The organism is Labrenzia sp. VG12 (genome assembly GCF_002237595.1).
In the GTDB taxonomy this organism is placed as follows: Bacteria; Pseudomonadota; Alphaproteobacteria; order Rhizobiales; family Stappiaceae; genus Roseibium.
Map to the genome: position 1 here is coordinate 1,367,433 of NZ_CP022529.1, position 19,946 is coordinate 1,387,378.

General features: G+C 58.1%; 18 protein-coding genes and 1 tRNA gene. 6 read left to right on the forward strand and 13 right to left on the reverse strand.

Annotated features, from left to right (window positions below):
- Positions 1-122: 122 nt before the first annotated feature.
- On the reverse strand, positions 123-464 hold the full coding sequence (locus CHH27_RS06250) for a septum formation initiator family protein (protein WP_247646197.1): 342 nt from the start codon (positions 462-464) through the stop codon (positions 123-125).
- Between the two features lie 121 nt (positions 465-585).
- On the opposite strand from CHH27_RS06250, the gene CHH27_RS06255 reads away from it, so the two are divergent.
- Positions 586-1,236: a protein-L-isoaspartate(D-aspartate) O-methyltransferase gene (locus CHH27_RS06255; RefSeq protein WP_094070826.1), complete on the forward strand. Its 651-nt coding sequence runs from the start codon at positions 586-588 to the stop codon at positions 1,234-1,236.
- A gap of 280 nt (positions 1,237-1,516) precedes the next feature.
- Here CHH27_RS06255 and CHH27_RS06260 read toward each other — a convergent pair whose 3' ends face one another.
- The 3 genes from CHH27_RS06260 to CHH27_RS06270 all read right to left on the reverse strand — a co-directional run bounded on the left by CHH27_RS06260 (position 1,517) and on the right by CHH27_RS06270 (position 6,047).
- Complete coding sequence (locus CHH27_RS06260; protein ID WP_094070827.1) at positions 1,517-1,906, reverse strand: Imm1 family immunity protein; 390 nt, start codon at positions 1,904-1,906, stop codon at positions 1,517-1,519.
- Positions 1,907-2,225: 319 nt separating this feature from the next.
- Positions 2,226-5,711 (reverse strand): transcription-repair coupling factor, encoded by a 3,486-nt coding sequence (gene mfd / locus CHH27_RS06265; protein WP_094070828.1) that lies wholly within the window; start codon positions 5,709-5,711, stop codon positions 2,226-2,228.
- Positions 5,712-5,729: 18 nt separating this feature from the next.
- Positions 5,730-6,047 carry a succinate dehydrogenase assembly factor 2 gene (locus CHH27_RS06270; protein ID WP_094070829.1) on the reverse strand — a complete coding sequence of 106 codons (318 nt, stop codon included), beginning with the start codon at positions 6,045-6,047 and terminating at the stop codon, positions 5,730-5,732.
- Positions 6,048-6,274: 227 nt separating this feature from the next.
- Between CHH27_RS06270 and recG the strand changes: the two genes are divergently transcribed.
- Both recG and CHH27_RS06280 read left to right on the forward strand, forming a co-directional pair.
- Positions 6,275-8,377, forward strand: coding sequence for an ATP-dependent DNA helicase RecG (recG, locus tag CHH27_RS06275; RefSeq protein ID WP_094070830.1), 2,103 nt, complete (start codon positions 6,275-6,277; stop codon positions 8,375-8,377).
- 54 nt (positions 8,378-8,431) lie between these two features.
- A complete protein-coding gene (locus CHH27_RS06280; RefSeq protein WP_157738743.1) occupies positions 8,432-8,776 on the forward strand; it encodes a YrhB domain-containing protein in 345 nt (114 codons plus the stop codon).
- 69 nt (positions 8,777-8,845) lie between these two features.
- Here CHH27_RS06280 and CHH27_RS06285 read toward each other — a convergent pair whose 3' ends face one another.
- A complete protein-coding gene (locus tag CHH27_RS06285; RefSeq protein ID WP_094070832.1) occupies positions 8,846-9,586 on the reverse strand; it encodes a DUF502 domain-containing protein in 741 nt (246 codons plus the stop codon).
- Positions 9,587-9,730: 144 nt separating this feature from the next.
- Here CHH27_RS06285 and CHH27_RS06290 point away from each other — a divergent pair, with 144 nt between their 5' ends.
- On the forward strand, positions 9,731-10,141 hold the full coding sequence (locus CHH27_RS06290; RefSeq protein WP_247646198.1) for a YbaN family protein: 411 nt from the start codon (positions 9,731-9,733) through the stop codon (positions 10,139-10,141).
- A 16-nt stretch (positions 10,142-10,157) separates the two neighbouring features.
- Here CHH27_RS06290 and CHH27_RS06295 read toward each other — a convergent pair whose 3' ends face one another.
- The 3 genes from CHH27_RS06295 to glmU form a co-directional block, all read right to left on the reverse strand.
- Positions 10,158-10,598: a GNAT family acetyltransferase gene (locus tag CHH27_RS06295; protein ID WP_094070834.1), complete on the reverse strand. Its 441-nt coding sequence runs from the start codon at positions 10,596-10,598 to the stop codon at positions 10,158-10,160.
- Between the two features lies 1 nt (position 10,599).
- On the reverse strand, positions 10,600-12,426 hold the full coding sequence (gene glmS / locus CHH27_RS06300) for a glutamine--fructose-6-phosphate transaminase (isomerizing) (protein ID WP_094070835.1): 1,827 nt from the start codon (positions 12,424-12,426) through the stop codon (positions 10,600-10,602).
- Between the two features lie 113 nt (positions 12,427-12,539).
- A complete protein-coding gene (gene glmU, locus CHH27_RS06305) occupies positions 12,540-13,895 on the reverse strand; it encodes a bifunctional UDP-N-acetylglucosamine diphosphorylase/glucosamine-1-phosphate N-acetyltransferase GlmU (RefSeq protein ID WP_094070836.1) in 1,356 nt (451 codons plus the stop codon).
- A gap of 284 nt (positions 13,896-14,179) precedes the next feature.
- Here glmU and CHH27_RS06310 point away from each other — a divergent pair, with 284 nt between their 5' ends.
- Positions 14,180-15,331 carry a hypothetical protein gene (locus CHH27_RS06310; RefSeq protein ID WP_094070837.1) on the forward strand — a complete coding sequence of 384 codons (1,152 nt, stop codon included), beginning with the start codon at positions 14,180-14,182 and terminating at the stop codon, positions 15,329-15,331.
- A gap of 42 nt (positions 15,332-15,373) precedes the next feature.
- Here the strand turns inward: CHH27_RS06310 and CHH27_RS06315 are convergent, their stop codons facing one another.
- The 3 genes from CHH27_RS06315 to CHH27_RS06325 form a co-directional block, all read right to left on the reverse strand.
- Positions 15,374-16,117, reverse strand: coding sequence for a cytochrome c biogenesis CcdA family protein (locus tag CHH27_RS06315; RefSeq protein ID WP_094070838.1), 744 nt, complete (start codon positions 16,115-16,117; stop codon positions 15,374-15,376).
- 124 nt (positions 16,118-16,241) lie between these two features.
- Positions 16,242-17,084 carry a TAXI family TRAP transporter solute-binding subunit gene (locus tag CHH27_RS06320; protein ID WP_157738745.1) on the reverse strand — a complete coding sequence of 281 codons (843 nt, stop codon included), beginning with the start codon at positions 17,082-17,084 and terminating at the stop codon, positions 16,242-16,244.
- A gap of 484 nt (positions 17,085-17,568) precedes the next feature.
- Entirely contained in the window at positions 17,569-17,862 is a 294-nt protein-coding gene (locus CHH27_RS06325; RefSeq protein ID WP_094074555.1) for a hypothetical protein, read from the reverse strand.
- A gap of 372 nt (positions 17,863-18,234) precedes the next feature.
- On the opposite strand from CHH27_RS06325, the gene CHH27_RS06330 reads away from it, so the two are divergent.
- Positions 18,235-18,310: transfer RNA gene (locus tag CHH27_RS06330), tRNA-Lys, on the forward strand.
- A 131-nt stretch (positions 18,311-18,441) separates the two neighbouring features.
- On the opposite strand, the gene CHH27_RS06335 is transcribed toward CHH27_RS06330, so the two are convergent.
- The gene (locus CHH27_RS06335; RefSeq protein ID WP_094070840.1) at positions 18,442-18,807 is read right to left on the reverse strand and encodes a thiol-disulfide oxidoreductase DCC family protein; all 366 of its coding nucleotides are present in this window, start codon (positions 18,805-18,807) and stop codon (positions 18,442-18,444) included.
- Positions 18,808-19,458: 651 nt separating this feature from the next.
- Entirely contained in the window at positions 19,459-19,884 is a 426-nt protein-coding gene (locus CHH27_RS27560; protein WP_157738747.1) for a hypothetical protein, read from the reverse strand.
- Positions 19,885-19,946: the final 62 nt, after the last annotated feature.

Genomic DNA, 19,946 nt, shown 5'->3' on the forward strand with positions numbered 1-19,946 from the left:
CTGTAGCCGCTGTCAATCCAATCCGTGAATCTCGCACTGCGAAACGCACTTTATGCATTGTAAAAGAAGAGGAATTTAGATTTTAACTGAAATTCCGTTAAGTAGCAGAATTCAACCGAAATTCAGTTTACGCCGTAACGGTGTCCCGGACGCAGCACAACAAGCTCGTTCGTATGCACCAGATTGAGGTTGAGGCGTGCCCGTTCGTCCAGCATGTCGGGATCCAAGCTCTCGGGCCGAAGCAGGCTGACACGGGCGACAAGCTCTTCCCGTTCCGCTGTCAGGGTTGCAAGTTCGGCCTCCAGTTCGGAGACCTGCCGTTCGATCATCGCACGGCCGACCATGCCGAGCTCGCCGCTCATGGCATGAAAGCCGAAATAGCCGAGCGCGGCAATGGCGATCACGGGCGTGATCAGGCGACGAAGAAAGGATTGTTTCCGCTGACGGGTGGCTGCTCGTGGCACTCTTTGGACCTTAACGCTGAACTCTGGTCTCTTGGTTCCATCACTATGCGGTTTTAGGTTTAATAGAGTCTTGAGACGGCAAGTTATTGCCCGACAAATTCACAACCAGTGGGTCGACGTGATGGATCCCTTTTCCAGCGAACGCAGAGACATGGTTGAAACGCAGCTCAGGCGCCGCGGCATCCGGGATGAACGGGTTCTCGCCGCGATGGAAAAGGTTCCAAGGCATCTCTTCGTCCCAGAAGACCTTCAACACCGCGCCTATTGGGACTGCCCCTTGCCGATCGGACATGGACAGACCATCTCGCAGCCCTATGTCGTTGCATTGACTTGCGAATTGCTTGAACTCTCCTCAACCGACTCGGTACTCGATATCGGCACGGGATCGGGCTACGCCGCAGCAATCCTGGCAGAACTCGCCGCTCACATTATCAGCATCGAGCGTCTTCCAGAGCTGGTCCAACTCGCCCGGGACAATCTGGCGGCGGCCGGTTGCAACAATGTCGAGGTTCAGTGCGCCGATGGCACCCTGGGGTGTCCGGACGAAGCTCCGTTCGACGCCATCGCCGTTGCCGCCGCCGCGCCGGACGTTCCCGTTTCCCTGAAGGCACAACTCAAGGACGGTGGCCGTTTGGTCCTTCCGGTCGGCCCCTCCCGGCACCTGCAGGATCTGGTGCGGGTGAGACGAACTTCAAAGGGCGACTTCAGGACGGACAATCTCGGCGGTGTCGCCTATGTGCCGCTTGTCGGCGCCGAAGGATGGGCGGATTAGAACCGAGCTTCGCACCTTACACGCCTGCTCGATTGTTTCATCGCTGGCCAACCAAAAAACTGTCATCCCGGCCAAGCGCAGCGCGAGCCGGGACCCAGGACGTCCGGACAGATCCTGGTATTCTCCCACCAGCGATGAATATTCTTGGTTTCCCGCTTTCTCGGGAGTGACACTTGGTTTTTCCATCGACTGTCGGCGACAGCCATGCCACCGCCAGCCGCGCCAGTTTGGTCAGAACCGTCGCCGTAGAGGAATGAAGATATTCGCAATATTTCTCTAGTCACAATTCAAGCCACTCGAGACATTCCGGCAATTCGTTTCTTCTAACGAATTCGCCAGCAGCCTTTTCTGCCGCTTTGTGGTTTACGACGGCTTCGGCAGGAAACTTGATCTCAGTACCAGACTCATTTTCGAAGAACGTTTCCAGACGCGTGATATTTTTTCGTGAGTTGTTTTGGGACAAAAACCCGGCAGTCTCTTCAGATTCAAAATAGTGAATGACTGCTTTGTCGCCGTTAACAAGTACGTGGATCATCGGGTAGAGGCAGTCTTTTGCAGAAATGTAAATTGAGTTTATGCCGTCTGCGTTTCTTCTCAACGTGACAGGGTCTTGCTGCCTGAAGGTTTGCGCTCCAAAAAAGTCTTCAATGAGATAGATTCTTGTACTCATGCTTTCTGCTTTTGCATCTCGTCTCAGTTTGTCCCAACACAAACGGACTTTTACAAGTTCGGCCCGGCATCAAGATGGAAACATATGTAAAGGAACGTTTTGAGAAAAACGTCCAACTGATGAACGAAATTGCTTTCGCCCCAAAAAAGAACTTAAAAACAGGTCTTCAACGCGCGATACATCCGGAGCGATTTCCTCCACCCAATCTCTCTTCTGTTCTCACGAGATTCAAACTCGTGGATCGGAACAGGCAGTTTTCGCGTTGAATTGAGCAAGTTGAATTGCCCAGCACTCGCTTATTCGTTGAAAGCCCCTGCCCCTAAGCCGCCGCCAGCCGAGCCAGCTTGGTCAGCACCGTTGCCGTTCCCTTCAGCCGCGAATCCGTTTTTTCCCAGTCCCGCGTTAGAACGATCTTCTGGTCCGGGCGGATCTTGGCGAGCACGCCCTGTTCGGCAATGTAGGAGACAAGACCAGCCGGGTTGGCGAATTCGGAGTTGCGGAAGGCAATGACAATGCCTTTTGGTCCGGCATCGACTTTTTCGACATTGGCCTTGCGGCAGAGGCCCTTGATATAGACGATCTTCAGAAGATGCTGGACCTCGTCCGGCAGCGGGCCGAAACGGTCGATCAGTTCCGCGCCAAAAGCATCGATTTCTTCCGCTTCGGTGACATCGCCCAGGCGCCGGTAGAGCTGCAGGCGCAGCTGCAGATCGCCGACATAGTCTTCCGGGATCAGAACAGGCGTGCCGATATTGATCTGCGGTGACCATTGTTCGTCGCCGAAATCCGCACCACCGTCCTTCAACTGGGCGACGGCCTCTTCCAGCATCTGCTGGTAGAGTTCGAAACCGACTTCCTTGATATGGCCGGACTGCTCTTCGCCAAGCAGGTTCCCTGCCCCGCGAATGTCGAGATCGTGGCTGGCCAGCTGGAAACCGGCCCCGAGTGTTTCCAGCGACTGCAGCACCTTCAGGCGCCGTTCGGCTGTTGCCGTCAGGGTTTTGTTGGCCGGCACCGTGAAGAGCGCATAGGCCCGCGTCTTGGAGCGTCCGACACGGCCGCGCAGCTGGTAGAGCTGCGCCAGGCCGAACATGTCGGCCCGGTGCACGATCAGCGTGTTGGCTGTCGGAATATCGAGCCCCGATTCGACAATCGTGGTCGACAGGAGAACGTTGTACTTGCCTTCATAAAAGGCGTTCATCACGTCTTCCAGCTCGCCTGGCGGCATCTGGCCGTGGGCAACCGCCACCTTCAGCTCCGGTACCTGTTCTTCCAGGAATTCCCGCCGCTCGGCGAGATCGGAGAGACGCGGACAGACATAAAAACTCTGCCCACCGCGATAATGTTCGCGCAGCAAGGCTTCGCGCACCACCAGCGGATCAAACGGAGAGACAAACGTGCGCACAGCCAGACGGTCCACCGGCGGTGTCGCGATCAGCGACAGCTCGCGGACACCCGTCAGGGCGAGCTGCAAGGTCCGCGGGATCGGGGTCGCCGACAGGGTCAGCACATGGACGTCCGACTTCAGTTCCTTCAGCCGTTCCTTGTGCTTGACACCGAAATGCTGCTCTTCGTCGATGATCAGCAGGCCGAGATCCCGGAACTCGATGGATTTGCCGAGCAGCGCATGCGTGCCGACAACAATGTCGACCGAACCATCGGCAATGCCCTTCTTGGTCTGGGTCAGTTGCCGGGCCGGCACCAGCCGGGAAGCATGGGCCACATTGATCGGCAGGCCATGGAATCGCTCGGAGAAGGTCCGGAAATGCTGGCGTGCCAGCAGGGTCGTCGGCACCACCACGGCAACCTGGCGGCCGGACATCGCGGCAATGAACGCCGCTCGAAGCGCCACTTCCGTCTTGCCGAAGCCGACATCGCCGCAGACCAGCCGGTCCATCGGGCGGCCGGCAGCCAGATCGTCGAAGACCGCATCGATGGCGGTGAGCTGGTCCTCGGTTTCCTCGTACGGAAAACGGGTCGCGAATTCATCGTAGACCCCTTCCGGGGTCTCCACCACTGGCGCCGTCTTGAGCGCCCGTTCCGCCGCCGTCTTGATCAAGCCGTCGGCAATCTCAAGGATGCGTTTCTTGAGTTTGGCCTTGCGCGCCTGCCAGGCGCCGCCGCCCAGCTTGTCGAGCTGGGCTTCCTGGTCTTCCGAACCATAGCGCGACAAAAGCTCGATATTCTCGACCGGCAGGTAGAGCTTGTCACCGCCCGCATATTGCAACTCCAGACAATCATGCGGGGCGCCGACTGCCTCGATGGTCTTCAGGCCGATGAACCGGCCGATACCGTGTTCGACATGGACAACCAGATCGCCTTCCGACAGGCCGGTCGCCTCGGTGATGACATTGGCGCCCTTGGCCTTGCGGCGCGACTTGCGCACCAGCCGGTCCCCCAGGATGTCCTGCTCGCCGATAAAGGCGATGTCCTTCAGTTCGAACCCGTGTTCGATGCCGAGAATGCACAGGGCCGTGGTTTTGGCAGGCAGATCTGCGATCTGGGCAAGGGTTTCGACTTCCTGTACCGCGCCAAGGCCATGATCACCCAGGATCTGCCCAAGCCGGTCGCGGGAGCCTTCCGACCAGCAGGCGATTACCGTGCGCTTGCCGTTCTTCTGCAACTCCCGGACATGGGTCGTCAGGGCATCGAAGATATTGACATCACCAGCGGCCCGCTCAGCGGCAAAGCTGCGCCCCTGCCGGCCTTCCAGTTCAATGACGGTCTTGCCGCTGCCCGGTGGCGGCGTAAACGAGTCGAGCGCAGCAGTTGCCCGGTCCGCGACAGCCGCCGTCCATTCGCCTTCGGAGAGATAGAGGCTTGCCGGCTCGACCGGCATGTAAGGGACGTTTCCGGCGCCCGTGCCCATTTCGCGCGCTTCCTGACGGGCCTGGTAATACTCCTGAACCTGCTCGGAACGTTCACGCACCGCGTCCGCGGCGCTCGCATCCAGCACCACCGGTGTCTCGCCGATATAGTCGAAAAGTGTTTCAAGCCGTTCGTGAAACAGGGGCAGCCAGTGTTCCATCCCCGCATAGCGGCGACCGTCGCTGATCGACTGATAAAGCACGTCTTCGCGGCTGGCGGCACCAAAACTGGCCAGGTAGGAGCGGCGGAAGCGCGAAATGGCCTCCTCCGACAAGACCACTTCGCTCATCGGTACCAGGTCGAGGCGCTTGAGCTGCTTTGACGTGCGCTGCGTCTCGGCATTGAACGAGCGGATCGATTCCAGCGTGTCACCAAAGAAATCGAGCCGGACCGGTTCCTCCGATCCGGGCGCAAACAGGTCGACGATGCCGCCGCGCACAGCATATTCACCGGTCTCGCGCACGGTCGGGGTTCGAGAAAACCCGTTGCGCTCCATCCAGCCGGATATCGCTTCCATGTCCACTTGGTTGCCCGGCGCCATGGAAAACGTCTGGTCAGCCATGAAGGACCGTTCAGGCATGCGCTGAAGGACGGCGTTCAGGGTTGTCAGCAACACGGTCTTGCGGCCGGGTTTGATCCCGCGCGCAAGCTGCCCGAGCGCCAGCAGCCGCCGCGCACTGATGGCCGTATTGGGAGACACCCGGTCATAGGGCAGACAGTCCCAGGCCGGAAGCTGAAGCACATCAACGGTTGGATCGAAAAAACCGAGCGCTTCCGTGATCATCGCCATGCGGGTCGCGTCACGGGCGATAAACACAAGCGACAGGCCATCCTCGTTGCTCTCGCGCAGCAAACGCGCCAGCGCAAAGCTTTCAGCCCCGTCCGGCACGCCGGCAAGCGTGACGTTGGCGCGGTCTTTCAGCAGCCTGTCAAACACAGCTTCAGTCCTTGAATATTATCGTGTGAACCCGGCTGGCCCGGCAGCTTCGTGATAGGCAATGATGCGGCGGTAGAGCGGTCCGTCCCATTCCTGCGGCAATGGCTTGCGCCCGGTCATCCAGGCGTAGAGATCCTGGTCATGCGCCGTCAAAAGATGTTCCAGTTCCTGCAGCTCTTCTTCGCCCAGCCCGTCGATTTCGGCGTCGGCGAAACCGCCGAGCAGCAGATCCATTTCCTTCATGCCACGGTGCCAGCAGCGGAACAGGATCTTCTTGCGTCGCGTGTCACGTTCACCCTCAGGGGCACTGTCTTGGGAACCGGGCTTGTCGGACATGGAGGGCCTATTTGCAATTGCAGGCGCGGGCGAGACCCGCTTTGAAGGACCCTCACCGCACCGGATTTCATGATTTCGTAGCGGATATATAGCGGCAGTCAGACGGCTTGTCAGCGCCTTAGTTCACAGATTGTTCTATTTGTTTGCACTGGGCTCCGGCTTCGTGGCAGAACAGATGCACTTGTCACTTGACCACCCGCTGATCCCGATAGGTAGACCTGCCAAGAATGCGTCCCCCGGTTCTCGATCCCCTGTTCGCGCCAGTCTCGACCTTGCCCGGCATCGGGCCCAAAATTGCGAAGCTGGTTTCCGGGCTGGTCGGTGCGCAGCCGGAACGCGATGCAACGGTCGCCGACCTGTTGTTTCATATCCCGCACAGCCTGATCGACCGGCGCCATCGGCCGGGGATTGCCTATTCGGAAAATGGCGACATCGTTACCCTGGATGTCATCATAGGCCGCCATCAGGCCCCGCCCCGACATTCCAAGGCGCCCTACAAGATCAGCGCCCATGACGACACCGGGCAGATCAGCTTCGTCTTTTTTCATCCGCGCCGGGACTGGCTGGAAAAGACCTTTCCGGAAGGCGAAAGACGGATCGTTTCCGGCAAGGTGGAATGGTTCAACGACCGGCCGCAGATGGTCCATCCGGACTATTCCCTGAAACCGGAAGAAGCGGCCGAGATGCCCGCGATCGAACCGGTCTACCCTCTGACCGGTGGTCTTGCCGCCAAGACCCTGCAAAAGGCTGTCCGGGCTGCGGTCGAGCGGCTGCCGAACCTGCCCGAATGGCTGGATGATGCCTATCTGCGCCAGAACAGCTGGCCGGATTTCGCCGAGGCCCTGACGACGCTGCACGCGCCGAAGGAACAGCAGGACATCGATCCGGCCTCGCCCTTCATGCAGCGCCTGGCCTATGACGAACTTCTGGCCAGCCAGCTGGCGCTCGCCATGGTCCGCGCGCATATGAGAACCCTTGGTGGCGTGGCTCGACAGCCGAAAGGCGATCTGCAGCGGGCAGTGATCGGTGCATTGCCCTTCCAGCTGACCGGCAGTCAGTCTAAAGCGATTGAGGAAATCAACGAGGACCTGGCCAAACCGGTGCGCATGCTGCGCCTGTTGCAGGGCGACGTCGGCGCCGGCAAGACGGTGGTTGCACTCGCTGCGCTCGCCCAGGTCATCGAGACCGGCGCCCAGGGCGGACTGATGGCGCCGACGGAAATCCTGGCTCGCCAGCACTACGCGTCCATGAAGCCGCTTTGCGACAAGGCCGGCATTCACCTTGCCCTGATGACCGGCAAGGACAGCCAGAAGGAACGCCGCATCCGGCAGGAGCAACTGGATGCCGGGGAAATCGACCTGGTAGTCGGCACTCATGCCCTCTTCCAGGGCAGCGTCACTTTCAGGAATCTTGGCATGGTCGTTGTCGACGAACAGCATCGCTTCGGAGTTCACCAGCGACTGGCGCTCTCGTCCAAGGGCCAGGGCGTCGATGTGCTGGTGATGACCGCCACCCCGATCCCGCGCACGCTGGTCCTCACCGGCTTCGGCGATATGGATGTCTCGCGCCTCACTGACAAGCCGGCAGGCCGCAAACCGATCACGACGGTGTCCGTCTCACTCGACCGGCTGGACGAGATCATTTCCCGGGTCGGTGCAGCGATTGCAGACGGGCAGAAAGTCTACTGGGTCTGCCCTCTGGTGGAGGAATCGGAAAAGATCGACCTGGCAGCCGTCGAAGACCGTCATCGAGTGCTGGAACACGCGCTCCGGCAAAAGGTGTCTCTGGTCCACGGGCGCATGAATGCTGACGAAAAAGACGCCGCCATGGCGGATTTCAAGTCCGGCGTCACCCGCGTTCTGGTGGCGACCACCGTGATTGAAGTCGGAGTTGATGTTCCCGATGCCACCATCATCGTCATCGAACATGCCGAGCGCTTCGGCCTCGCCCAGCTGCACCAGCTGCGCGGACGGGTCGGGCGCGGCGACAAGCCGTCTTCCTGTGTGCTGCTTTACAAGGGGCCGCTCGGCGAGACGGCCGGCGCCCGCCTCAACATCATGCGCGAGACCAATGACGGCTTCCTGATCGCCGAAGAAGACCTGAAGCTGCGCGGCGGCGGCGAAATCCTAGGCACGCGCCAGTCCGGCACGCCCGGGTTCCGGATTGCCCGGGCCGATGAGCATGCCGATCTGATGGAAGTCGCCCGGGACGACGCCCGACTGATTCTGGAGAAAGATCCGGATCTTGAGACGGATCGCGGTCAGGCCCTCCGCAGCCTTCTCTATCTGTTCGGCCGGGATGCGGCGATCCGGCTGCTAAGGGCGGGATGATCACCCTGCCATGCGAAAGGATGGGTCAGTCAACCGGATGGTCAGGAGATGGTCTTGATTTCGACGGATGAAGCCCGGTCAATTGCACAGCAGCAGATTGACCGTTGGAACCTTGAGCACAGGCTGCAAGCAGAGCGACTGGACATCAACTGGATTGAAATTTCCCTCTATCAGGCCCCCATTGCGGAAGGCAGTTACGGTTGGGTCTTCGCTTATCAGAGTGTCGACTATCTCAAGTCTGGCCATTTCAGTGATATGCTTGCCGGCAACGCGCCGCTCCTCGTCGAACGAACTTCGGGAAAACTGATCACGCTCGGAACGGCATATTCCGTAGAAACCTATATCGAAAACCTGGAAAAGCGCGGCGATCCTTACAGCTTCGACGATAGCGCGAGCTAAGCAGGCTGCGTTCGGACCGTTCCTGGATTTGTTCGCAACCTTCAGCTTGCAATCATCCCCGGAAACGCCTCAGGCGTCCTCGCGCTTGCGGATCTTGTCGAGTTTTTCAGGTTCGGCAATGACGTCTTCCAGGATCTCCGGCAGATCCGGACTGACAAGACCGGCCGAAATGACCAGCTTTGCGGCGTCCTCGACCCCCATGTTGAGTTCGACCACGTCTTCTTTCGGCACGAACAGCAGGAACCCGGAGGTCGGGTTCGGGGTCGTCGGCAGGAACACGGACACGGTTTCGGCGCTGTCCCGGAGCCGTCGAGCGACTTCGCCTTTCGTCTCCGTGGAAATGAACACGATCGCCCAAAGGCCCTTGCGTGGATATTCGATCAATGCCGCCTTGGTGAAACTGTTGCCACGTTCATCAAGCACTGTCTCAAAAATCTGCTTCAAGCCACTGTAAATATTACGAACAAGCGGCATCCGGCCAACCAGATTTTCGCCAAATGTGATCAGGCTTCGGCCAAGGAAATTCGCCGCCAGAAAACCAACGACCGTGAGAACGAGAATGGCAACGATCAGGCCGAACCCCGGCACGGAGAACGGCAGATAGGTCTCCGGATTGTAGACCTTCGGTACGAACGGTTTTACCCAGCCATCCACCCATTTGATGAAGGTCCAGGTCAGCCAAAGCGTGATCCCGATCGGGCCGGTGATCACCAGACCTGTCAGGAAGTAGTTGCGCAGACGAGTTGCCGCACCTGGCCGGTGAGGAGCTATCTTGTGCGTATCATCTGTTTTATGTTTATGCCGGCTCATGGGCGACACCTGCTTGAAGTCCCTATTGGCGCTCGTCTTTTAAACGTTCCCGCTCTAGATAAGCATCTTTATCGCAGCGCGGTATCCTACGCTCGATTAATTTTTTGGCGATCAACCCCTAATTTGCCGATTCCGGAGGCAATATTGCGTCGAACCACGTTCAAAATTCTGGGAACAGGCTGTGTCGGGCTTGGCCTTGTGGGGGCATTCCTGCCGCTATTGCCAAGCACGATCTTTTTCATTCTCGCGGCTGGCTGCTTTGCCCGCTCCTCGCCAGCCCTTGAGGCACGGATCCTGAACCATCCCGTTTTCGGCCCCCCGGTCATTGCCTGGCGGGAACACGGCGCGATTGGCAGGAAGTCCAAGACCATCGCGCTTGCCGGCATGGCATTCGGCTTTGGCGTGTTTCTCTATACAAGCCAACCTGCCATGTGGCTGGGCGTTCTTGTCGGAGTTTTCATCGCAGGTTGCGCTCTGTTCGTGGCCAGCCGGCCGAGCCGTCCACCCAAGCGCCCTGCAAACCAGGCGATGGACGAATGCTCTGATCAACCCTGAATAAGCGCCAACACGCTCAGATATCGGGTATCAGGCGTTTACCCATGGGAACGGCGGTCTCCTCGGTGTAGCCAAGCTTTTCGTAAAACGAGACGACAGCTTCGTTTCCCCGCCTTACGAACAGATTGATCTTCGGACAGCCAAGATCCGTCAGATAGGCTTCGCAATAGGCCATGAGCTGTTTGCCGTAACCTTCCGCCTGATGAGCCGGATCAATGCTGAGATAGTAGATGGACCCGCGGTGCCCGTCATGACTGACCATGACGGACCCGATGACCGCCTCGTCCGCTCCCAGCAGCAGAAAAAACGCACCGTTCTCGTCCGTCAGCTTCCGGTCGATATCCTTGTCCGGATCGTTCCACGGCCGCGTCAAGCCGCAGGACTGCCAGAGTGCAATCACCTGGCTGCGAAACCTCTCCTCAAACGGGACGATGTTCAGCGCGTCTGAGTGTGCCATCCTATTCGACCGTCACCGATTTGGCGAGATTGCGGGGCTGGTCGACATCTGTCCCCATGAACACCGCCGTATGATAGGCGATCAGCTGAACTGGCAGTGCGTAGATGATCGGCGCAACAATATCGGACATGTTTGGCAGGATCACGGTATTTTCGGCTGCATTCCCGCACTCGGACGCACCGCGCTCATCCGTGAGCAACACGATGCGTCCTCCGCGCGCTGCCACTTCCTGCATGTTGGAAACGGTCTTTTCGTAAATGGCATCATAGGGCGCGATGACAAAGACCGGCATGTTCTCGTCAATCAATGCGATCGGACCATGCTTGAGCTCACCTGCGGCATAGCCTTCCGCATGAATGTAGGACAGTTCCTTCAGCTTCAGGGCACCTTCCAGCGCAAGCGGAAAGTTCGTCGCCCGGCCGAGGTAAAGCGCGTTGCTGGCTTTTGAAAGCGGTTGCGACAGCTTTTCGATGTCGGCTTCCGATGCCAGCGCCTTCAGCGCCAGGCTGGGCACTTCGGTCAGTTCGGCCACCAGCTCCTTTTCCTGTTCAAGGCCAAGGAAACCGCGTTCGCGGCCGGCCTGCAGCGCGAGAGCTGCCAGAACGGCCAGCTGACAGGTAAATGCCTTGGTGGAGGCAACACCGATTTCCGGTCCGGCTATGGTCGGAAACACCCGATCGGCCTCACGAGCGATCGTGCTCTCCGGCACGTTAACAATGGCGCCGATGGTGGCGCCGTGCTCCTTGCAATAGCGGAGCGAGGCGAGCGTGTCGGCCGTTTCGCCCGATTGCGAAATGAATAGCGCGGCGTCATGAGCACTGACGGGCGTTTCGCGGTAACGGAATTCGCTTGCAATGTCGATTTCCACCGGAAGACGGGCATACTTTTCAAACCAGTACTTGGCGACCAGGCCCGCCAGATAGGCCGTGCCACAGGCCGTTACAAGCAGCCGATTCAAATCCCGGAACCGCAGTGCTTCCGCACCCGCCACACTGGCCTGGTTCGTTGTGTAGTCGAAATAGCGCGACAGCGTGTGACCGAGAACTTCAGGCTGTTCATGGATTTCCTTGGCCATGAAATGCTTGTAGTTGCCCTTGTCCATCAGGCTCGAGATCACCGAGGATCTGGCTTCAGGGCGCGACACGGGCTGGTTGTCACGGTCAAAGATGCTGACGCCGGACCTCGTCAACACGGCCCAATCGCCCTCTTCCAGATAGGTGATCCGGTCGGTAAAGGGCGACAGTGCAATCGCATCGGATCCAAAGAACATTTCCCCGTCGCCGTGACCGATCGCCAGCGGAGAGCCCTTGCGTGCGCCGATCAGCAAATCGTTCTCGCCGCCGAACAGGATCGCAAGGGCGAATGCCCCCTTGAGGCGCGGCAGCACTTCTGCAACGGCGTCCTGAGCGGACTTGCCCTTGGCGATCGCCAGGTTGATCAGATGAGCGACAACTTCCGTGTCTGTCTCGGTGTCGAGAACGGCACCGGCAGCAACGATCTCTTCGCGAAGCTCAAGATAGTTCTCGATGATGCCGTTATGGACAACGGCAACGGAGCCAGCCAGATGCGGGTGCGCATTCGAAATGGTCGGGGCGCCGTGCGTCGCCCATCTTGTGTGGCCGATGCCGCTTGTTCCCGCCAGGGGGGATGCTTCAAGCGCCGCTTCCAGATTGCGCAATTTGCCCTCAGCCCTGCGGCGCACGATCTTGCTGTCCACAAGAGTGGCAACACCCGCGGAATCATACCCCCGATATTCAAGGCGCTTCAGCGAATCCACAATTCTGGGCGCAACGTCTGCCTGGCCCAAAACACCTACGATGCCACACATGCAAAATTCCTTTGAATTAACAGCGCCCGAAACAGGACCGCATTGCTTTAGACGACTGCGGCGCCCAAGCTGAAATCAAACCCTGTTTCAGAAAATGACAAGGGCAGAATCCCTCAGGACTTTGCGTCCTTTGCGGACTGCAGGCGCGCGCGCAACTGTTTCGCCTTGCCTTCCTTGACGGTCTGCCTGGCTCTACCGAACGCCATGGAGTCCTTAAGCACGTCCTCGGTGATGACGCTGCCAGCCGCAACAAAAGACGCATTGCCGAGCTTTACGGGTGCCACCAGCGTAGAATTTGAGCCGACAAAACTGCCGGCGCCAATTTCCGTGCGATGTTTCAGATAACCGTCGTAATTGCAGGTGATCGTTCCGGCGCCGATATTCGATTTGGAGCCGACGCTCGCATCCCCGATGTAACTGAGATGATTGGCCTTGGCCCCGGCGCCAAATGTGGCGTTTTTGACTTCAACGAAATTCCCGACTTTCGTATCGGTTCCCAGAACAGTGCCGGGCCGCAGGCGTGCATAAGGTCCAACCACGCTGCCCTCGCCGACCTGCGCGCCCTCCAGATGACTGAACGCCCGAATGCGCGCCCCCTTTGCGACCTGTACGCCCGGGCCGAAGACCACGTTCTGTTCTACGGTCACATCGACCGACAAATCGGTATCGTGCGAAAAGTAGACGGTGGACGGGGCGAGCAAGGTACAGCCGTTTTCAAGGGCACCACGCCGTTGCAGCGCCTGAAAGTCTGCTTCGCAAGACGCCAGTTGTGCCCGCGTATTGATGCCTTGGGTTTCGATTTCCGTTCCCTTCACCGCGACGACCTTCAGGCCGTTCCGGTTGGCAATCTCGACGGCGTCGGTCAGATAATACTCGCCCTTGGCATTGTCGTTGCCGATGGCCTCCAAAAGGCCAAGTGCGTGCTTTCCTGAAAATCCCATGATGCCGGAATTGCAGTAGGTAATCCTGCGCTCTTCGTCGCTGGCGTCCTTTTCCTCTCGAATCGCCTTCAGTCGCCCATTTTCGATCAGCAGGCGACCATACCCGTGCGGGCGGCGCGTTTCGAACCCCAGCACGGCAAGATCCGCACCGTTTTCGAGGGCCTTACGGACACGGCTCACGGTTCCCGCGCTCACCAGAGGCGTATCACCAAACAGCACGAGGACATCGTCAGCCTCAAACTCCAGCGCCGGCTTCGCCGCCAGCACGGCGTGTGCGGTGCCAAGTCGTTCTGTCTGCACATAGCACCGAGCCATCGGCGCCATCTTGAAGACCAGCTGTTCCAGCGCCGGCATGTCGGGACCAGTCACAACCGAGATCCGCTCCGAGCCAGCTGCCGAAAGTGCCTTGATGACGTGACCTACCAGCGGCAATCCGCCAACTTCATGCATCACCTTTGGGAGGTTGGACTTCATGCGTGTTCCAAGCCCTGCGGCCAGAACGATCGAAAGGCAAGAGCGGGTCGTCATCAAAGATCCATTGTCAATTATCCGAGCGTCAGCGACGCAAATTCGCCCCTATATGCCCCGATCCACAGAACATTGAAAGATCTGACTGACTCTGCGCAAGGGTTTGCGTTTCGTTAACCATAATGACGCCCTGATAGGCTATTGTCTCAAAGATTCGAAATCTGGCACGGGAACAGATAGTTTTGACCAGGCGGCCGCCTCAAAAGCCCATACGGGAAGTTGTTCGCGAGACCTTTACGGCCCCGCGCATCGGACTCCTTTCCTGGGCGTTTGCTGCAGTCACCATGGGTACGGTCGGGCTCGCGTCCTACCAGTTCAGCTATGTGCCGACGGGTTTTCCATCTTCAGTGGAAACAGCGGGGCTCAGACTGCCACCGGCTGGCGATGTTGAAACGACCGCTTCCATTCCCACCACTCCGGGACCTGGGCAACGGCCGACCCTGGAAGTGATGCAGTTGCCGGAACGGGGCACGCCTCCTGTGAGGTCCGACCTCAGTCTGGCCCAGATGGACGTTCTCCAGCGCGAAATTGTCGGCTTGCGGCGAAGGCTCAGCGCCTTGTCAGAGCAAAACGTCACCTATTCCCGTCGGATCGCAGCCCTGGAGAAACAGGTGGCGGTGGCGAAACTCTCCGGGCAGTCAGGGCCGGTCGTTCCCAATGACACGTCCGCCGAACCGGGACCTGGCGTTGTGATTACCAAGGCTCCCATCGAGACGAAGCCTGATAACGCTGCAGCTCCCGAATTTGACGGGACCGAACTGGCTGAGGGTCCGGCCCAGGCGGAAAACCCAGCCGGTCTCCAACCCCGACTGACATTGAGCGAAACCGCAGACACCAAGTCGCCGCCGCGGCTGATCAGCATCTATCGCAACGAGTCGGCGTCCGGGTCCGAAACACCCGGTTCAATCGATCCGGAGGAGCCGGTACGCATCGTTGAACTCTCTCCGCGAGTTGTGCCTCAGGTCAGATTGCCGGAAGCAACGGATGAACCGGTCGTCACGGGCTCCATACCGAAGGCAAACACCCAGGTCGAGGTGGAGGTTTTCGATGCCACTCCGACGCAAACGACCCTGCGCCCGAAGATCATCACCCCGTCCAGCCCGGCCGGACGGTTGCGCGGCGGTGGCGACAGCCAGCTCAAACGCAGCGATTTTGGCGCAATTATCGGCCACTATCGAACTTCGGCAGGAGCGGCCAAGGCCTGGGCAGATTTCAAGACCCAGAACGAAGAACGCATGCGGGATCTGCGCCCGCTCTTGATGCAGCGGCAAACCGAAGAAGGCGGCATCGCCCTCATGGTTGGTCCCTTTGCCAATGCGGCGGATGCTGCGGTTGCCTGCCTGCACCTGCTGGATGTGACCGAACTCTGCCACCCGACGCTATACGCAGGCGACCCTCTGGTCACCGCTGCCGAATTTCGCGACACGGCATTCTAAAGCCAGGTCAGGCGGCAGAAATTCCCGACTGAACGTCGGCAATCATCCTATGTATTGAAACGCCGGGAAGGTCTCCAGGAGCCAGTAGGACAGAACCGCCATCTGACCGGTCAGGAACATGATCCCTGTCAACACCAGGATCCCTCCCATGGTCTTTTCAACCGCGCCCATATGTTTGCGGAAACGCTTCATGAAATTCAGGAACGGCCCGGCAAAGAGAGACGCAATCAGGAACGGGATGCCGAGCCCGAGGGCATAGGCACTCAGCAGCAACGCCCCTTGCCCGACCGTATCTTTCGAAGCGGCAACAGCGAAGATGCCTGCCAGGACCGGGCCGATGCAGGGTGTCCAGCCAAACCCGAACGCAAGTCCCATGACATAGGCGCCGAGCGGCCCCGCCGGCTTGTTGGCAACGTGAAAACGGGCTTCCCGGTAGAGGAAGCCGATCCTGAACACACCCAGGAAATGCAGTCCCATGACGATGATGACCGCGCCTGCGATATAGCCGAGATAGTCGAGATACTGGCGAATGAATTGCCCGAGCAGACTGGCCGTGGCACCCATGAGCACAAACACGGTCGAAAAGCCCAGCACGAACACCAGGGAGGTCAGAAAAACACGTCTCGCCGCCGCTTTGCTGTCCTCGGATTCGCCGGCGACTTCTTCCAGGGAGACGCCGGCCATGTAACCCAGATACGGCGGAACAAGCGGCAATACGCATGGCGACAAGAAGGAGGCAACTCCGGCCGAAACCGCAATTGCAATCGTCGTGATATCCTGGATCATGTTTTCCGGTCTCTGGTTTCGCTTCCGGCCATGACCGGTTTTCGGGCTACCTGTTTAGTCCCAACCAGCCAGGTGACAAAGACAAAAGCCGCTCACCTTTTGGAGAGCTTGGCCATAGATGGGCTTACTTCCCGCCGGCCGCCTTGTCTTCGGTCAAAATGCCGCGCTCCCGGAAGAAGCGTTGTGCCCCGGGATGAAGGGGCGCCGCCATGTCGGCACTTGCCATATTCTCCAGCTTCAGGCCATTCAACGCAGGGTGCAGTTTCTGAAAACTCTCGAAATTGTCGACCAGCGCTGTCAGCATCGTCGCAACAATGTCATCCGGCATCCTTGCCGACGTCACGAATGTGGCCACTGCACCATAGGACCGGACGGGTGCCTTGAGCCCGTAGAGCCCGGCCGGAATAGCGGCCGGCATATAGTAGGGAGCGTCCTGCAGAAGGCCGCTGACCGCCGCTTCGTCGACGCCAAAGACCCGTGCATCGCACTTCTGCTGCGTCTCTTCGATCAATCCCGCCGGATGGCCTATAAGGGCGAAGTAGGCATCAATCTCGCCGTCACACAGGGCCTCGGCAAGTTCAGACGTGCCGAGTTCGGAGAAATGCGCGCGATCGCTTTTGCTCCAATCAAGATAACCAACAAGTGTTTTCCATGACGCTGCCGAGCCAGACCCGGCTGCACCGATATTGACGCGGGCCCCTTTCAGGTCATTGACCGTTTTATAGCTGCTTTCCCGACGCACCACGATTGTTGCAACTTCCGAATGGAGCGAGAAAATCGCCCGCAGGTCGCCAAATGCACCGCTCTCCTCGAAAACCGACGTTCCGTGATAGGCATGGTGTTGCCAGTCGGACTGCACATAGCCAAAATCGATCTCGCCGCGCCGAAGCTTCTCGATATTTGCAATGGAACCAAAGGTGGTTTCGACCGAACAGCGCACCCCGTGTTCGGAGCGACTGCGATTCACGATTTTGCAGGTTGCCCCCCGGACGGATAATAGACGCCAGTGACGCCACCTGTTCCGATCGTGACGAACCTTTGTTCGGCAGCCGCACCGGATGCTTGGACGAGGATCGCCGCTGGAAACGCCAAAAACAGCGTTAGCAAAAGAAACATCCCGTCTGCTGCTATCACCGGCATTCTCAAGCGCCGTGCGAAAAGGCAAGCCATGTTGGTCAACGATGTGAGCAAGACGTTCAGCGCTCCAGACAGTCCCTCGTTACCGTAGGGATAGCAAACGCGCCCTGTGTTGACCAGCGCGCGAACAACCGCAGAAAAAGCTCTGAACCGATTGTGATGAGACCTCATCCCAAAACCGAGTCGGATCTGGGCGCCGGTGACGATCGGGTTTGAATGCCTTGAATCAAAAAAGGCGCCTAAGCGCCCTCAAAAGACAGACAGAAGAATATGCTCCGGCCCCCCAACCCCGGGCCGGCCATATCCAGACAGAGTTAGTTTGTGCGCCCTCCCCGGATCACTTCGAAAAGCCTGCCTTTCAGCTCGTCGACTTCTTCACCATCGCGAAGACCCTGACGCCACTGATCGAGAATCAATCTCAATCCGAGCGTTTCACGGCTGTGCGGCAAGTCGCCAACGAACGCGGCGAAAAACGCGTCCAGACGCTCCCGGTCAATCAGGCCCTGGTCGATCAATCCGTGAATGAGGGTCATCGTGGCAGCGATGTGTCCCTTCACGAAATCGAACTCAACGGAGTTCGTGTGGGTATCGATTGTTGTAGTATGCATGTAACCTCTCATGTGCCAGATAACGTTACATCACAACGCTTTATTGCGCTACCTGACAGTTTTTGCAGGAGAATGATCTTTATTTTCTTAAAAATGAATCTTCTTGATTAGCAGCCTCACAATATCTCCAAATAGTACTTGGCAATACTGTCGTTCGGTATTTTATTATTAACACCTCTACACCGAAACCGGAGTTTCGGAACAATTCCCTGCTCGCCGCTACGTCACTTCGCGCCAACCTTGGGAGTTTTTCCGAGCCTGTTGAAAAAATACATTTTGCCTCTTGCAATCAAATCGGTGTCGGCCTAAACACACGCCACCAACGCGGCGGCGGCGCCAACGACGCAAGCCACCCGCACCGGAAATTGGTGAGAGCCGATAGCTCAGCTGGTAGAGCAACTGACTTTTAATCAGTAGGTCCAGGGTTCGAACCCCTGTCGGCTCACCAAACTTCCGAAGAAAAACAATCCCTCACACTGATGACAGATCCTGGAAATTGGCAGTTTCTCTGTCTTGGGTTCCCAAATGGGTTCCGGCGGCAAATTGCTATTGTCCGCTAGTCACCCTTTCCGTTCTACTTCAGCGCTTCAAACTGGCAAGACAATGCGGGTTGCGGTTGAAGCGACGTTGCGCGAAACCACGGTAGAGACGATCTGCCAACGTGTAGATACCCGGCAATGACCCCAGCCGCGCCAGAAGAGACCAGCCGGCAAACTGCCCCCAAAGCGTGATAAACGCGTCAACGCCTGTCCGAAGCACACCAGTTTCGTCACGGACGCGCATGTATAGAAGCGCATCAGACTGGCTCAAACCGGTGTCCGCAAGCAAGGATGGCGCATTGGCAATGTCGTGCCAGACGATCGGCCGTTTCGGCTTGCGTTTCTTGAAGTAACCGATCTCGCGGGAACAGAGGCTGCATTTGCCATCATAATAGACCGTAATCATGGATCCCTTCCCTTCTGAACCCTGCGGTTTACGATTGAAGGATGAGACCGGATTAATGTCCAAAACGACTCATAACAGACTGGATGCCCAGGCCTCTCGTCCAGGGACTATCAGTGCGTGCTGATTGATTGGCAGGCGAACCGGAGAAATTGACGAAGCCGACTTGAACAGCGTCCCCTGCAACCAGCAAGCCGCCAGACGTCTTTCCAGACACCTTCTCGTGGCAAGTAAAATTCCTTTTTTTCACTCGACAGCGCCTGTTTCGCCCACCTGGAATTAAGCTACCTGGTGAAGTTGATAGGCCTCCGCGCTCGAATGATCGTTTCAACCGAGCGTTCTCGGCTTCACGGGTCCGAGCTGTTTAAAGGAAGACTGTCTGAGAGATAGGGGCACGCCGGGCGCACAATAGGGTGATCTGATTGTGCAGGAAGCGGCAGCAAGATTGAAGGGAACGGGCCGCCAACGAGCGCACAAGCGAACCTGTCAGGCGTGCGATTTACCTTCGCGACGCTCCTTGCGCTCGCCCGGACTTGTGTCCTTTATGGGACTTCGCCACGTTTCCCCCTACAACCTGCCCCCTGTTTCCCTGAGATAGGGGAAGCACAATACGTTGATCTAAAGCGTTGGGGGCCCGGCTAGGTCGATCTTTTGTCAAAGAAAACCACGAACCATCTGATCAGGATGGAAAAGAAAACCGCGGATGAAACAAAAGCGATCCAGGCAGGCATCCCTGCGACAAACAGCAGAAAAGTGAGGCTTACCGGCTTGGTCAACATGAACAGGTCGGCTGACACTATCAAGATGCCAACAACAACAATCAGGTGCCTCACTTTTATAACGTCGCCGGCCATTGAAACTGAGAGCGGTGGATCTGCGCGCAAATCGCCTTTCGAAGACGAACTGAAGCAATGAAGTCATAGAGCCGTAAGCCACAACAACTATCCAGAACGTCACTGTAGACGGCAATCCTGCAGAGTGAAGCAAATACGTCAAACTGACCGGCCGAGTGATTTGCAATATATCAACAAAGATAAGAGCCGGAATGACCACAACAGCCAGGATGATCTTCAGCAGCATAGGAGGGTCCTGATCCACCCAGTTCATCACCAAGGAACGGTCAGCAACTTGGTGCTGACCGT